Annotated in this window: 14 protein-coding genes; 11 read left to right on the top strand and 3 right to left on the bottom strand. The window is 34.7% G+C overall.

The window, feature by feature from the left end; all coding sequences use genetic code 11:
* Nucleotides 1–204: 204 nt before the first annotated feature.
* The 6 genes from FLP_RS07875 to FLP_RS07850 all read left to right on the top strand — a co-directional run bounded on the left by FLP_RS07875 (nucleotide 205) and on the right by FLP_RS07850 (nucleotide 7,973).
* Nucleotides 205–1,575 (top strand): glycoside hydrolase family 27 protein, encoded by a 1,371-nt coding sequence (locus FLP_RS07875; RefSeq protein ID WP_065448971.1) that lies wholly within the window; start codon nucleotides 205–207, stop codon nucleotides 1,573–1,575.
* Nucleotides 1,575–4,121, top strand: coding sequence for an alpha-L-arabinofuranosidase C-terminal domain-containing protein (locus FLP_RS07870; RefSeq protein ID WP_065448970.1), 2,547 nt, complete (start codon nucleotides 1,575–1,577; stop codon nucleotides 4,119–4,121). The genes FLP_RS07875 and FLP_RS07870 overlap by 1 nt, the downstream gene beginning before the upstream one ends.
* 59 nt (nucleotides 4,122–4,180) lie before the next feature.
* On the top strand, nucleotides 4,181–6,115 hold the full coding sequence (locus FLP_RS07865; protein ID WP_065448969.1) for a glycoside hydrolase family 43 protein: 1,935 nt from the start codon (nucleotides 4,181–4,183) through the stop codon (nucleotides 6,113–6,115).
* A gap of 343 nt (nucleotides 6,116–6,458) precedes the next feature.
* Nucleotides 6,459–6,872 (top strand): hypothetical protein, encoded by a 414-nt coding sequence (locus tag FLP_RS07860; protein ID WP_065448968.1) that lies wholly within the window; start codon nucleotides 6,459–6,461, stop codon nucleotides 6,870–6,872.
* Nucleotides 6,873–7,096: 224 nt separating this feature from the next.
* A complete protein-coding gene (locus FLP_RS07855; protein ID WP_065448967.1) occupies nucleotides 7,097–7,483 on the top strand; it encodes a helix-turn-helix transcriptional regulator in 387 nt (128 codons plus the stop codon).
* Nucleotides 7,484–7,643: 160 nt separating this feature from the next.
* Complete coding sequence (locus tag FLP_RS07850) at nucleotides 7,644–7,973, top strand: peptidase associated/transthyretin-like domain-containing protein (protein ID WP_123921654.1); 330 nt, start codon at nucleotides 7,644–7,646, stop codon at nucleotides 7,971–7,973.
* Between the two features lie 123 nt (nucleotides 7,974–8,096).
* On the opposite strand, the gene FLP_RS07845 is transcribed toward FLP_RS07850, so the two are convergent.
* Entirely contained in the window at nucleotides 8,097–8,429 is a 333-nt protein-coding gene (locus FLP_RS07845; protein WP_065448965.1) for a YegP family protein, read from the bottom strand.
* Between the two features lie 166 nt (nucleotides 8,430–8,595).
* Nucleotides 8,596–9,351 carry a DUF1349 domain-containing protein gene (locus FLP_RS07840; RefSeq protein ID WP_065449129.1) on the bottom strand — a complete coding sequence of 252 codons (756 nt, stop codon included), beginning with the start codon at nucleotides 9,349–9,351 and terminating at the stop codon, nucleotides 8,596–8,598.
* A gap of 104 nt (nucleotides 9,352–9,455) precedes the next feature.
* Here FLP_RS07840 and FLP_RS07835 point away from each other — a divergent pair, with 104 nt between their 5' ends.
* The 5 genes from FLP_RS07835 (at nucleotide 9,456) to FLP_RS07815 (ending at nucleotide 12,690) form a co-directional block, all read left to right on the top strand.
* Entirely contained in the window at nucleotides 9,456–10,229 is a 774-nt protein-coding gene (locus tag FLP_RS07835) for a response regulator transcription factor (RefSeq protein ID WP_083195822.1), read from the top strand.
* A gap of 101 nt (nucleotides 10,230–10,330) precedes the next feature.
* Nucleotides 10,331–11,458 carry an XdhC family protein gene (locus FLP_RS07830; protein WP_065448964.1) on the top strand — a complete coding sequence of 376 codons (1,128 nt, stop codon included), beginning with the start codon at nucleotides 10,331–10,333 and terminating at the stop codon, nucleotides 11,456–11,458.
* Between the two features lies 1 nt (nucleotide 11,459).
* Nucleotides 11,460–12,050: a nucleotidyltransferase family protein gene (locus FLP_RS07825; protein WP_065448963.1), complete on the top strand. Its 591-nt coding sequence runs from the start codon at nucleotides 11,460–11,462 to the stop codon at nucleotides 12,048–12,050.
* A 126-nt stretch (nucleotides 12,051–12,176) separates the two neighbouring features.
* Nucleotides 12,177–12,422 carry a ribbon-helix-helix domain-containing protein gene (locus FLP_RS07820; protein WP_065448962.1) on the top strand — a complete coding sequence of 82 codons (246 nt, stop codon included), beginning with the start codon at nucleotides 12,177–12,179 and terminating at the stop codon, nucleotides 12,420–12,422.
* The gene (locus tag FLP_RS07815; RefSeq protein ID WP_065448961.1) at nucleotides 12,415–12,690 is read left to right on the top strand and encodes a type II toxin-antitoxin system RelE/ParE family toxin; all 276 of its coding nucleotides are present in this window, start codon (nucleotides 12,415–12,417) and stop codon (nucleotides 12,688–12,690) included. Before FLP_RS07820 ends, FLP_RS07815 begins: the two co-directional genes overlap by 8 nt.
* A gap of 553 nt (nucleotides 12,691–13,243) precedes the next feature.
* On the opposite strand, the gene FLP_RS07810 is transcribed toward FLP_RS07815, so the two are convergent.
* Nucleotides 13,244–14,374 carry a cysteine desulfurase family protein gene (locus tag FLP_RS07810; protein ID WP_065448960.1) on the bottom strand — a complete coding sequence of 377 codons (1,131 nt, stop codon included), beginning with the start codon at nucleotides 14,372–14,374 and terminating at the stop codon, nucleotides 13,244–13,246.
* Nucleotides 14,375–14,377: the final 3 nt, after the last annotated feature.

Below are 14,377 nucleotides of genomic sequence, written 5' to 3'. Positions count from 1 at the left end.
AATAGGTTTTTAAAAGCTTTTAGGTCTAACAAAATGTCCGTTGGCTAAATAAATCAACACAAATAAAATTTATTACAATTGATTTTTAATTTGTGATAAAAAATGAACCTGTCTGTTTATACAGGCAGGTTCTTGTGTTTAAGGAATAAATTATATTATATTTGAAGTGTATGTTTTACATTTATTAATTTTTACAAGCTTAAAATGAAAATAAAAAATACAATTGCTTTGGCAATAGGCGTTGTTTTAGCATCGGTTTCATCGAATGCTCAAACCACAACATTCAAAAAAGAGGAATTCAAACAATGGGCACAAACGCCTCCAATGGGTTGGAACAGTTGGGATTGCTACGGTTCTACAGTCGAAGAACACGAAGTAAAAGCCAACGCCGACTATATGGTAAAAAACCTGAAAAAATTTGGCTGGGAATACGTTGTTGTTGATATCAGATGGTTTGTAGAAAATGACAAAGCAGGAGGATACAATCAAACAGATCCGCGTTATGTAATCGATCAGTACGGAAGATATTTGCCGGCTTTAAATCGTTTTCCATCTGCAAAAGACGGACAAGGATTTAAACCTTTGGCAGATTACATCCATAAAAAAGGATTGAAATTTGGGATTCATATTATGCGCGGAATTCCTAAAAAAGCCGTTGAAGACAAATTGCCTATCAAAGGTACAAACGGAATCACAGCCGATCAGATTTATTCTACAGCATTGCAATGCGAATGGTTAAGAGACAATTATACTGTTGTTGCAGACAAGCCGGGAGCACAGGAATATTACGATTCGTTATTTGAATTGTACGCACAATGGGGCGTTGATTTTATTAAAATCGATGATTTATCAAGACCGTATCACGAAGGAGAAATTAACCTGATCCGAAACGCGATCGACAAATGCGGACGCAAAATTGTATTGAGCACTTCACCGGGAGAAACTCCTATCACTGCCGCTCCACACGTAACCACTCACGCCAATATGTGGAGAATGGTAGACGACGTTTGGGATACCTGGCCACACATTACGCACTTGATGAATGTTGCTCAAAAATGGTATCCTTACATTGCACCGGGAACATGGCCAGACTGCGATATGATTCCGCTTGGACGTATTTCTTTAAGGGGAGAGCGTGGCGAAGACAGAATGTCGCGATTAACAAAAGATGAGCAATATACTTTGATTACTTTCTTTAATATTTTTAAATCGCCTTTGTTTTTTGGTGGAGATTTACCAAGTAACGACGCTTTTACTTTATCATTATTAACCAATATAGAAGTGGTGAAAATGCACAATGAAAGTACCGATGTAAAACAGCTTTTCCAGAAAGACGGCAAAATAGCAGTGACCTCAAAAAATCCTAAAGACGGAAGTGTTTATCTGGCTTTATTTAATATCTCGGATAATGCGACAGAAACGATTTCGGTAAATTTATCAGATCTTGGAATTTCAGGTTCGGTTCAGGCTGTTAATTTATGGACAGGGGAGAAATCGACAGTTTCAGCTACAGCAGTTTCAGCAGCATTGAAACCTCATAGTTCAGTACTTTTTCAATTAAAAGCTAAAAAATAATGAAGAAATTTTTACTGCGTCATCGAATTCTGATTGTACTTTTTGCAGTTTTTATTTCATTTGCATTTGGTATAAAATCAAAAGAAGACAAACCAGACAAGGTATATCTATTCGCGTACTCCACATTAAAAAATAATGGAAAAAACGGGCTTCATTTTGCCTGGAGTACAGATCAGAAAAACTGGTTTGGTGTAGGCCCTGAACATTCTTTTTTAAAATCAGATTATGGGAGTTGGGGACCTGAGGGTAAATCAATGTCTGAAGCTTTTTTAATTCAGGATGATAACGGAATTTTTCATTGTTTTTGGGGAGTGCACGACGATGTTTTTGCAGCTGCTTCAAGTAAAGATTTGATTAACTGGACAAGACAAAGTTACATTCAGGCAATGAAAAATGTAACGAAAAAAGAATCAGGAAAATCAATTATTCAAAACATAAAAGTCAGCAAAAAAGAAGGAGAATATACCATTCATTGGAAAGCAGATAACGCAAATTACACTAGTGTTACCAAAGATTTTAAAACATATTCTCAAGTAATAATCGATGACAATAAAGTTCCTCAGTTTAGTGAAATCACATTACAGGGAGAAACCCAAAAAGGAACTATTACTGAAGTCGATTGGACTTTAGTTGATTCGCTGATAAAAAACATGGAATCATCAAGGCTTAGAGACAAACAAGATAATACTTCGCCCAAAAGTGATAGTTTGCTGTTTGTTGGACTGAAACCTGTAACGGCTCAAATTAGTATTGACGGAAAGGATTCTAAAAAAATAAGCAATATGCTTACCGGGATGTTTTTTGAAGATATTAATTACGCTGCAGATGGTGGTTTATATGCTGAATTGATCCAGAATCGTGATTTTGAATATTCGTTACACGATAAAAAAGGCAGCGATAAAAACTGGAATGAAACAATGGCCTGGAGTGGAAATTTTAAGGTAGAAAAGGAAAATCCAATTCATCCTAATAATTCACATTATGCTTTGCTTACCAAAAGTAAAATCAGCAATTCAGGTTTTGACGGAATTCCGCTTAAAGCGAATGAAAAATACGATTTCAGTGTTTTTGCAAAAGGAGCCAAATTTACCGTAAAACTAATTGGAGCCAGCGGAGAAACTTTGGCGGAAGCCGCACTAAAACCCAATACTTCATGGAAAAAAATTAGCGCAGTGCTAAAAGTATCCAAAACAGTAAGCGATGCTCATTTAGAAATTAGTTCTGATGGAGAAGTTGCCGTTGATATGGTATCTCTTTTTCCTCAAAAAACGTTCAAAAATCATAAAAACGGACTTCGTGCTGATTTGGCTGAAACCATTGCGGATATGCATCCAAAGTTTGTTCGCTTTCCTGGTGGTTGTGTAGCTCACGGCGATGGAATAGGAAATATTTACCGTTGGAAAAATACTATTGGACCTTTAGAAAGCCGAACTCCAATGCGTAATATTTGGGGATATCATCAATCACTTGGATTAGGATATTTTGAATATTTTCAGTTTTGTGAAGATTTAGGCGCACTTCCTGTTCCGGTTTTGGCGGCAGGAGTTCCGTGTCAAAATTCATCTGATGGAGGTGCCGGACAACAATTTGGTATTCCGATGGAAGACATGGATGAATACGTACAGGATGTTCTGGATTTAATTGAATATGCTAACGGTCCTGTTACAAGTGTTTGGGGTAAAAAACGTGCTGAAGCAGGGCATCCTAAACCTTTTAATTTAAAATATGTTGGTATTGGCAATGAAGATTTGATTAGTGATGTTTTTGAAGAACGTTATAGAATGATTGTAAAAGCCGTGCAGAAAAAATATCCGGAAATTATCATTATTGGTACTGTTGGACCCTTTTTTGAAGGCACAGATTATAACGAAGGATGGGCGATTGCCGATGATTTGAAACTGCCAATTGTAGACGAACATTACTATCAAAGTCCGGGCTGGTTTATTAATAACCAGAATTTTTATGACAGTTACGACCGTTCTAAATCAAAAGTGTATTTGGGAGAATATGCATCTCGTGGCAATAAATTTTACAATGCTTTAGCCGAGGCGCTATACCTTACTGCTATTGAACGAAATGGCGATGTCGTTACAATGGCTTCTTATGCGCCTTTATTAGCTCGTGAAAAACACACGCAATGGAATCCTGATTTGATTTATTTTACAGGAAATGAAGTAAAACCGACAGTAAATTATTTTGTACAGAAATTGTACGGACAGAATCCGGGCGATATTTATTTACAGCGTAAAATAAAATTATCAGATGCAAATAATGAAGTTCATAAGCGAATTGGTGTTTCAGTGGTTCAGGATAATGCTTCGGGAGATTTGATTGTAAAGTTGGTCAATATGCTTCCGGTTGCGGTAATTCCGTCAATAGATGTATCGAATTTAACGACAACTGAAAATGCAGGTTATACTACATTTTCAGGAAGTCCTGAGAGCACCACTGCCAGACCAATATCTCAAACGATAACGGTTAAGGCAGCATTTTCAAAAGAATTGCCTGCTTATTCGTTTACTGTGATTCGTATTAAAACTAAATAATTTTTCAACTATTTAAAGTTATATTTTTTGAAAGTTGAAAACCATAAACAGAATAGATAATGAAAAAAACACATTTTAGTCTTGTATTATTTTTAATGATTTTTAATTTCTTACAAGCTCAGAATAACCCAAAAGGAACTCCGCCCGTTATTGCAGAGAAAGATTTAACAGCTTATTTATTTGTGTACTTTACAGGAAATTCTGTAGAGGAAGAAGCAGTACGATACGCCATAAGTGCCGATGGTTATCATTATTATCACTTAAATAATAATAAACCGGTCATCGACAGTAAAGCGATTAGTTCAACCGGAGGTGTTCGTGATCCGCACATTTTGCGTGGCGACGATGGCAAAACATTTTATATGGTTTTGACCGATATGACTTCATCAAAGGGCTGGGACAGCAATCGCGCCATGATTTTGCTAAAAAGTACCGATCTGGTAAAATGGGAAAGCAGCGTAGTAAATATTCAAACTGCTTTTCCGGGCAATGAAAACCTAAAACGTGTTTGGGCACCGCAAACTATTTATGATGCTAAAGCAGGAAAGTATTTAATTTATTTCAGTCTGCAGCATGCAGGAGGTCCGGATAAAATTTATTACGCTTATGCGAATAAAGATTTCACCGCTCTTGAAAGCGCTCCAAAATTATTGTTTGTACCAAAATCAGAACGAGCTTCTATTGACGGAGATATTATCGAAAAAGATGGAGTTTATCATCTTTTCTATAAAACCGAAGGCGGAAAAGCCGGAATAAAAGTGGCAACAACAACAGATTTGACTTCAGGAAAATGGACAGAAAACGACAATTATCTGCAGCAAACCAATGATGGAGTTGAAGGTTCAAGCGTGTTTAAACTCAACAATTCTGACGATTATATCCTGATGTACGACGTGTATACCAAAGGAAAATATCAGTTTACCAAAACCAAAGATCTGGAGAATTTTACTGTAATTGACAATGATATTTCAATGGATTTTAATCCTCGTCACGGAACCATTTTACCTGTCACACGTTCTGAGTTGAAAAGACTTGTGGCCAAATGGGGAATGCCGGAGAAATTTCCAAAAATAAATAATAATCCGGCTCTTGAAGGGTATTATGCTGATCCTGAGATTTTATATTCAAATAAAACCAAGAAATATTATATCTATCCAACGAGTGACGGATTTGATGGTTGGTCAGGTAACTATTTTAAAACCTTTTCATCAGATAATTTAACCGACTGGAAAGACGAAGGTATTATTGTAGATCTTAGAAAAGATGTAAGCTGGGCCAACAGAAATGCGTGGGCGCCTTGTATTGTCGAGAAAAAGATCAAAGGAAAATACAAGTATTTCTATTATTTTACGGCAGCGCAAAAAGTGGGTGTAGCTTCATCAGACAATCCTACGGGACCATTTACAGACAGCGGAAAAGCTTTGGTAAACACAAGGCCAGAAGGTGTAAAAGGCGGTCAGGAGATCGATCCGGATGTTTTTACAGATCCTAAAACCGGTAAAAGTTATTTGTATTGGGGGAATGGATATATGGCTGTAGCCGAATTGAATGCCGATATGATCTCGCTTAAAGAAGGGACTACAAAAGTCATCAAAGTAGATAATACTTATCGGGAAGGAACCTATGTTATTTACAGAAACGGGCAATACTATTTCTTGTGGAGCGAAGACGATACAAGAAGCCCAAATTACAAAGTAAGATATGGAGTTTCAAAATCGCCTTTAGGACCAATAGAAGTTCCGGAAAACAATATTGTTATACAAGGAAATCCTGCTGAAGGAATTTATGCAACAGGACATAATTCTGTGCTGCAAATTACAAATAAGGACGAATGGTACATTGTTTATCATCGTTTTTCATATCCAACAGGAATAAAAATGGGAGATGCAGGCGGTTTTCACCGTGAAGTTTGCATCGATAAACTGGAGTTTAATCAGGATGGGACTATTAAACAGGTAACTCCAACACATTTGGGCATAAAAGCAATTAAATAATTTTATATATTAATTTTGGTCAGTAAGGGCTATTTCTTTTGATAGAAATAGTCCTTATTTTTTTTATATGATTCTCAAAAACAGGTACAATAAGAAAATGTTTTAATAAAATAAATAATAAAGGGAGAGGACGTAAATAGAAGTAAAAATTTACATTTTAGATTTAATTACAACTTTTAGTTATATTCTATAAGAGGGTTTGTAGGAAAAAAAAACGAGAGAATGCGTAATATTGCGTAGAAGAATATTGTTTTAAAATAATTATGAAATTGTTTTTTTAGCTGTTTCCATTAATTCTTTACTACAATAAGTACATTTTTTTTTAAATAATCCCCCAATTATTATGTTCTTTACCCTCACTCATGACCAAGTTCAATTTCAGTATGGATCTAATCGATGGCAATACAGCTATAATGAGATTGTAGAGCTTGGTTTACTCAAAAAAAAGAAGTCTTATCTTCTTGAAAATTGCACTTTTATTGCAGTAACCGCGTTGGCATATTATTGCATGGTTTTTTCTAATTTATCTGAGTTGTACTATATAGGGCCTACCTTATTGGTATATACAATTCTTATTATTTTGAGATTTCATAACGACATTGAATTTGAATACTATGTCATTGTGAGAGATATTTATAAAAAAGAAATCAAGGTAAAAATTAATGGTTTAGATCGTTCTGCAATAGGAAAACAGATCGATCATTTCTTAAATCTCAATTTTAACCGATTACTGCAAACAACAAACAACAACCTATAAAATAAAGCAATGTTAGTATCAGGAATTTCCCCTTACGATTTAGTTTTGATGGCAGCGGCTATTTTATATGGTTTTATAATTACGACTAAAAAAAAATGAAAGCACATTATCACGTTAACCTACTATTGTGGTAGTATGTTATTAAACCTTCAATTAGTATAGCTATACTACTAAAAGTTTAATGCCGGTCAGTTTTAGCTATACAAAATACCCCAAATAAAATTATGACCAGTTCGATAAAAAATAAAATTAAAAGCATTAGAGAATTAAAAAATTATACCCAGGAATATATGGCGGATCAATTAGGAGTTACACAGGCAGGTTATAGTAAAATTGAAAAAGGAAAAACAATTCTTTCCTATGTAAAATTGGTCGAAATTGCCCGAATTCTCGAGGTTAGTGTAGAAGATGTTATTAGCTTTGACAGTCAGAGATATTTTAATAATGTCAATAAAGTCAGAGGAAACAATAACGGAAGTATTCAAATTAACTCTGATAATAGTGCTACTCTCAAAGTACTGTATGAAGATAAAATAAGGCTCTTAGAAAAATTATTAAGCAAAACAGAAGAAGAGTTATGTCGTTATAAAGACAAATTTGGACAAATTTAAAGTGCTCATTATTAAAATAGTACTTTATCAGTTTATTTTACCAAAGGGTGTATGAAATTTGTCATGCACCCTTTTTATTTTTGTATTAAAAAATCACTAAAAGTGGGTATTGTGTATGGTGAAAAAGCGATATAATTTGGTTGGAATATTTTTTTAAGAAATGAAATCAAAGATAAGCTTAATTGTTATACTGTTATTTTGTAGCTGCACCACTACTACCTTGTCCGGTTATGTGTATGATTATGATACTGAACGGCCAATTAAAAATGTGCAGATAGATAGTAACGAAAATACAACCAAAACCGATAGCGCAGGATATTTTAGCATACAAGTAAAAACTAATAAAAGTTGTAAAATACTTTTAAGAAAAAGTGGTTACGCTGCAAAAAGAATCAATCGGTCACCGGATTCTCTTGGGGCATTTTCAAAAAGGAATCTTAACAAGGTCAGGATTTATTTGTTTAATAAGAATAGCGATTTTCATCAGTAAAAAAAATATTTTTTATTTCCACAGGTTTTGGAGTGGATTGTAACTATATCAAAGCTTAAAAAATTCAGACAATAAAAAAACGGAGTCGCATAACTCCGTTTTTTTTATAATTATAAAATTATTTTATACCGTTTGATCATCTGTAGTTGCGTCAGCTGCATTTGTTTTTACTGATACAATTCCGCTATCTCTTGCAGAAGTACTTTCATACATTTCACTTGATCCAATGATTTGACCGTTGCTGGCTTTTAGATTAAAATACGGTTTCCCGCTCTTAGATTCCTGCTTATCAAATTTAGAATCATCTTTAGAATTTGTTTTCACAGATTCAATTCCGTTGATGCAAGCCGCTTTTGTACTATAACCTTCACTACTTAAAATAGTCTGGCCATTGCCTGCTTTTAAATTAAATTGGAATTCACCATTGGTTCTTTTAGTAATTACAAATTTTCCCATGTAGTTTTATTTAAGTTAAATATTATTTATTTTGCTACAGATAAAAATACAAAACTTCATCCTATAAATCATACAAATACAAAAAAAATAATAATTGATTATCAGAAAGTTATCAATATAATAAAGTTACAGCATTTAGCAATTTCCAGATACTCTTTGCTTGTTGTTAGTTTCCCATTCTAAAATCGGTAACGCTTTTTTGATCTAAGCTAATTTCCTCAAAAATACTTTGGGTTCCTTTATCTACAGGACATTGTGTACTAATTCCCATCCAGATTGTTTTAGGATAATTGTTTTTGTACAAACGAACCATTTGCCAGTTTTTTTTATCCAAAGAATAGTAGTTGGCCACTGTTTTGGTATCTGATGATATTTTCATGTAAACTGTTGGAGTTTTTACAATATCATGATTGTTATCGTCAGAAGTTCCAATGGTACGAACCGACACCATGCGATGATTGCCGCGTTCGTCTTGCTCAAAACAAAACTTTTGATAGAAATTATCATGCACATAAATATATAAAACACCCGCATTGTATAATCCCTTCTCTGTAAACTCAGGTGTTACTTTTGCAACTAAAGTAAAAGGTTTTGTATTATCGACTTTCGAGAGCAGGATAGGAGCAGTATTGTTGGATAATTCACCATTTGGATCAGAAAAATAATCTTTCTTTTCGCCTGCGCGGAAAATTACTTTACCATTCGCATCGGCTTTCGCCAAAGTATCAGCGCCATTAACAGATTTTGTAAAATGAATATTAGCAAGTTTAATATCGCAAGGGCTGCCGTTTACAAAGGCTGAATCTACTTTCTTGTTGTTTTTTGAAGCCGTTTCAGATACTTCTTTTTGATTATTATTTCCGCAGGCCGATAATAAAGTTAAACCGGATAAAAGACAGAAAACATACATTTTTGATTTCATAAAGTGATTTTTTTTAATATAAAAATTATATTTTAGTGGATCAAAAATACCATTGCTTTCCAAAAGCCACAATACGTAAAATTAACCATTTTTTAATCCTGTTTATGTCAAATGTATCCATCGAGAATCAATTATCAGCCACTTTATTAGAACAAACATTTTCGATAGAAGAATGCAATGATATAGAAACATTCAAAAAATTGGTAGCAGGTTATGTAAGCCTCGATCAGTGTGTGGCCGTTTTATCAGATTTTCAAGCCGATTGCAGTTATATTTACGCCGGTAATTTTGGGAAAGTATTTGGTTTACCGGCTGAAAACTCCGTGATCGATTCTGCTTTTGAGGAATGTATCTTTACCAAAATTCATCCAGACGATTTAATAGAGCGTCATATTCTGGAACTCAATTATTTTCAATATCTAAAAACTTTACCGTATCAGGACAGCTACAAATACAGTACATCAAGCCGCATACGAACTCAGAATACACTTGAAAACTGTGCCTACATCAATCACAGAACGATTTACCTAAAAAGCTTTAGTAACGGAAGCATTTGGCTGGCATTATGTCTTTACGCACCATCGGCAGATATTCAGCCCCGTTTAGGAATCGATGGAAAAATTGTGAATATTGAAACGGGTGAAGTTATTGCTATCGAAAAATACAAACATTACGAACAAACATTACTTTCAAAAAGAGAGCTCGAAATCCTTACACTGGTTGCAAAAGGAAGTAATAGTGCACAAATTGCAACACAACTCAATATTTCGGTTTATACCGTACGCCGACACAGACAAAACATTATCGAAAAAATGAAAGTATCCAATACTACCGAAGCAGTAAAAACGGCAATGGTTATGGGAATCATTTCGATTTAAATATTGGGATTAAAAATATTTTTTTTGAGTTAATACTTTAAGCCGTTTAAATCTTCGGCAAGAAAATAATTATCTATTTTTGTTAAGCACGATTTATTAGTATGAAGGAAATAAGCGAGATTCTAAAAGCACATTCTCAGGCAAAAGCGACTGGAAAAAAGACAGCACTTGCCACCGTGGTAAAGGTTGAAGGTTCTTCTTACCGTCAGCCCGGAGCCCGCATGCTTGTTACCGAGGATGGTTTGCTTACTGGCGCCATTAGCGGTGGCTGTTTAGAAGGTGATGCATTGCGAAAAGCGCTGCTGTCAATCCATCAGCAGCAAAATAAATTAATTACTTATAATACAAGTAATGAAGATGATAGCGAAGTAGGTTTGCAATTAGGATGTAACGGAATTGTTCATATTCTTTTTGAATATATTGATGATGCGGTAGAGAATAATCCGATACAGCTTTTACAGCAATTAGAATTCGAACGAAAAGATGCGGTCGTGGCAACGGTTTTTTCATTAAAAAGACAAGCGGCCCAACAAGGAACCCTATTGTTTTATAGGGAAAATGAAACGCCAATTTACGCTAATAATACTGCACTTAATATACTGGAAGATGTAAAGCAAGCATTGAACATCAAAGCAACTGTGGTAAGACAACTTCATGATGAACAAGAGAATGAGGTTTTGGCAGACTATATAAATCCTCCCGTTTCTCTGGTAATTGTTGGAGCAGGAAATGACGTTCAGCCATTGGTAAAAATGACTTCCTTATTAGGTTGGGAAATTACCATTTGTGAAGGCCGCGCTACACATGCTACAAAAAAGAGATTTCCGGAAGCCAGGAATGTATTTGTTGTAAAACCGGAACAGCTATTAGAAAATATAAGTATCGATGCACAAACGTATTTTGTTCTGATCACACACAATTATAAATACGATTTGGCTGTTTTAAAGCTTTTGGTACAAACCAATTGCAACTATATTGGAATTTTAGGTCCTAAAACAAAACTCAATCGTATGCTTGATGATTTGAATAGTGAAGGCATACAATTGACAGAAGAAAAGCTTACTACCATTTACGGCCCAGTAGGACTTGATTTGGGCGCAGAAACAGCAGAAGAAATTGCCTTATCGATTGTGGCTGAAATTAAAGCGGTAATGAGCGGCAAACAAGGTGTTTCATTAAAGTATAAAACAGAAAAAATACATAGTTCAACCCGTACATCTCTGGTTTAATATGAAAGAGCTAACAGGAATTGTTGTTTTAGCAGCCGGAAGTTCTTCAAGATTAGGACAGCCCAAACAATTGCTTTTGTATAAAAACGCTACTCTTTTAAAAAACACAATTTCCGAAGCTTCTCAGGTAGCAAACAGCGCCATTATAGTCGTTACAGGATCTAATCACGAATTGATAGAAAAGGAAATTACCAATCCCAAAATAAAAACAATCTTTAATCCTGATTGGGAGTTAGGAATGTCATCTTCTATTGCAACAGGTTTAAAAGAATTATTACGTTTATATCCTGACATCACAAAAAGCATTTTTACCGTTTGTGATCAGCCCTATATTACAACTATTGTTTTTGAGAACTTGATAAAAGAATATCAAAAAAAAGCAAAAGGAATTATAGCATCTGCCTACTCAGAAACGGCAGGAACACCGGTACTTTTTCATCAAAAATATTTCACCGAATTGCTACAGCTAAAAGGTCAGGAAGGTGCAAAAAAAATAATCAATAAATTTTTTGAAGACACCGTTGCAGTTCCTTTCGAAAAAGGCAATATAGATATCGATACTATTGAGGATTATAATAAGCTTATTTCTTAAAGAGAGGTTCAAAGGTTCAGAGGAACAAAGCGACAAAGGTTTAGAGGTAAAAAACAGGAAAATCTCTAAAATAATATTTCGTTTCGAAATATTGGTGTAAATTTACACCAACTTAAAATTATTGTTATGACACGACAAAGTATATCATTAACTGCACCAAACGAAGAGTGGCTTAAGAAGCAGGTTAAAGCGGAAGAGTTTAGTAGTAAAAGTGAAGCTATTAACTATTTGATTAAGCAAGCTCGTACACAAGAGGAATACTATGAATTTGTGAGAGCTAAAATAGATAAGGGAGAAAAAAGCGGTTTTGCAAAAAAACAAACAAGAGAAGAAATGTTAGCAGAATTCAAAGAAGGTCTGCCTAATGTATAGTTATTTTTTAAGTAACGAAGCCAAAGAAGATTTACGAAGAATTTATTGTTATGGAGTTGGTAAGTTTGGTGTTAATCAGGCGGATAAATATTTTAATATGTTCTATGATTGTTTTGATAGAATAGAGGAAAATCCTTTTTTATTTCCATCAGCCGACTATATCAAAAAAGGATATCGTTATTGTGTTTGTGGAGTTGATACGATCTACTATCAAATCATAGATAAAAGAATAGAGATTATTACCATTATTGGAAGGCAAGATTTTTAATAGAAATTCTTTGATATAAGCTCTTCAAATCTTCTCGACTTGGCGAGAAATTATTAAGTATTAAAAAATATTAGTGTCTTCGAACCTTTATGGCCAAAAAAACATGTCGCTCCGCTGGAGCTTTTTCCAATTGCCGAATTATTAGCTATAAATATATCGCTTCTCCGAAGCTTCTTAAGAAAGAAACTTAGCAGCTTAATAAGAAATCATAAACATTCATAATAAAAAACTTTGCGCCTTTGCGTCTTTGCGAGAAATTATTAAACATAAAAGAATCTTAGTGTCTTCACGCCTTTGACCAAAAAAACATGTCGCTCCGCTGGAGCTTTTTCCAATTCCCGAATTATTAGCTATAAATATATCGCTTCTCCGAAGCTTAAAAAAAAGAAACGTTGCTACTTAGTAAGAAATCATAAGCTAAAGAAATAAAAAACTTTGCGACTTCGCGTCTTTGCGAGAAATTATTAAACATAAAAAAGCGACTTTCTCAGAAATCATTAAGCAAATAAAAAAAACTTTGCGCCCTAGCGCCTTCGTGGCAAAAAACAAAAAACTAAAGCTCTCTTACCAAAGCACAAACCCTCTCAATCGTCAACAAAATTTCTTCTTCAGTTGTAAATTTCCCTAAACTAAAACGAATCGAACTCAAAGCATTTTCATCAGATAAACCCAAATCCTTCAATACATGCGAAGGTTCAGACGTAACAGCAGAACAGGACGAACCGTTAGAAACCGAAATATTTTGCAAAGCCAGGATAAGACTTTCAGAATTCACTCCGGGAAAGCAAATATTCGACGTATTGTATGTTCGGTTTGTAGTGTTTCCGTTTACAAACGATCCTTCAATTTGTAATAAAGATTTTTCAAGATGATCTCTAAGTTTTTGTATTCTTTCCTGATCTGTTTTCATTTCAGCTTTCGCAATTTCGCAGGCTTTTCCCAAACCAATAATCCCGGGAACATTTAACGTCCCGCTGCGCAATTTGCGTTGTTGTCCGCCGCCGTGTATTTGTGGAGTTAATTTTATTTTCGCTTTCGCGGAAAGATACAAAGCACCTACACCTTTTGGGCCGTAAAATTTATGTGCCGAAAGAGCCAGAAGATCAATGCCTGATTTTTGTACATCAACAGCCATTTTACCAACAGCCTGAGTGGCATCACACATAAAAAGAGCTTTTTTCGAATGTACTATTGCAGCTATTGTATCAATGTCCTGAATTACACCAATTTCATTATTCACCATCATTACAATAACCATTAAGGTCGCATCCGTGACAGATGCATCTAAAAGTTGAAGATCTAAGATACCATCAGAATCCACAGGCAGATAAGTAACCTCAAAACCCATACTCTCCATAAATTGACAGGTATCCAAAACAGCTTTGTGTTCTGTACTAACCGTAACAATATGTTTTTTATTTTGATTTGAGAACCCTTTTATAGCTAAGTTGATTGATTCTGTTGCGCCTGAGGTAAAAATTATTTCTTCCGGATTTGCCCCAATGAGGTTCGCAGTTTGCCAGACAGCATTTTCGACAGCTTCATGTATGGTTAAACCTGCTAAATGACTGCTGCTCGCATTTGCATAAGCAGTGGTAAAATAGGGAAGCATAACATTCAGTACACGTTGATCAAGTTGGGTAGTAGCGTTGTTATCGAGGTAAATGGTTTGCTGTAGGGACATTTT

The sequence above is a fragment of the Flavobacterium piscis genome (assembly GCF_001686925.1).
Taxonomy (GTDB): Bacteria; Bacteroidota; Bacteroidia; order Flavobacteriales; family Flavobacteriaceae; genus Flavobacterium; species Flavobacterium piscis.
The sequence above is the reverse complement of the archived record's forward strand: the minus strand, read 5'-3'. Positions and strand labels throughout refer to the sequence as shown.

Bases quoted from the DNA above. Each gene is read 5' to 3' on its own strand.
- FLP_RS07875 (WP_065448971.1), top strand. From the start codon at position 205: ATGAAAATAAAAAATACAATTGCTTTGGCAATAGGCGTTGTTTTAGCA.
- FLP_RS07870 (WP_065448970.1), top strand. From the start codon at position 1,575: ATGAAGAAATTTTTACTGCGTCATCGAATTCTGATTGTACTTTTTGCA.
- FLP_RS07865 (WP_065448969.1), top strand. From the start codon at position 4,181: ATGAAAAAAACACATTTTAGTCTTGTATTATTTTTAATGATTTTTAAT.
- FLP_RS07860 (WP_065448968.1), top strand. From the start codon at position 6,459: ATGTTCTTTACCCTCACTCATGACCAAGTTCAATTTCAGTATGGATCT.
- FLP_RS07855 (WP_065448967.1), top strand. From the start codon at position 7,097: ATGACCAGTTCGATAAAAAATAAAATTAAAAGCATTAGAGAATTAAAA.
- FLP_RS07850 (WP_123921654.1), top strand. From the start codon at position 7,644: ATGAAATCAAAGATAAGCTTAATTGTTATACTGTTATTTTGTAGCTGC.
- FLP_RS07845 (WP_065448965.1), bottom strand. From the start codon at position 8,429: ATGGGAAAATTTGTAATTACTAAAAGAACCAATGGTGAATTCCAATTT.
- FLP_RS07840 (WP_065449129.1), bottom strand. From the start codon at position 9,351: ATGAAATCAAAAATGTATGTTTTCTGTCTTTTATCCGGTTTAACTTTA.
- FLP_RS07835 (WP_083195822.1), top strand. From the start codon at position 9,456: ATGTCAAATGTATCCATCGAGAATCAATTATCAGCCACTTTATTAGAA.
- FLP_RS07830 (WP_065448964.1), top strand. From the start codon at position 10,331: ATGAAGGAAATAAGCGAGATTCTAAAAGCACATTCTCAGGCAAAAGCG.
- FLP_RS07825 (WP_065448963.1), top strand. From the start codon at position 11,460: ATGAAAGAGCTAACAGGAATTGTTGTTTTAGCAGCCGGAAGTTCTTCA.
- FLP_RS07820 (WP_065448962.1), top strand. From the start codon at position 12,177: ATGACACGACAAAGTATATCATTAACTGCACCAAACGAAGAGTGGCTT.
- FLP_RS07815 (WP_065448961.1), top strand. From the start codon at position 12,415: ATGTATAGTTATTTTTTAAGTAACGAAGCCAAAGAAGATTTACGAAGA.
- FLP_RS07810 (WP_065448960.1), bottom strand. From the start codon at position 14,374: ATGTCCCTACAGCAAACCATTTACCTCGATAACAACGCTACTACCCAA.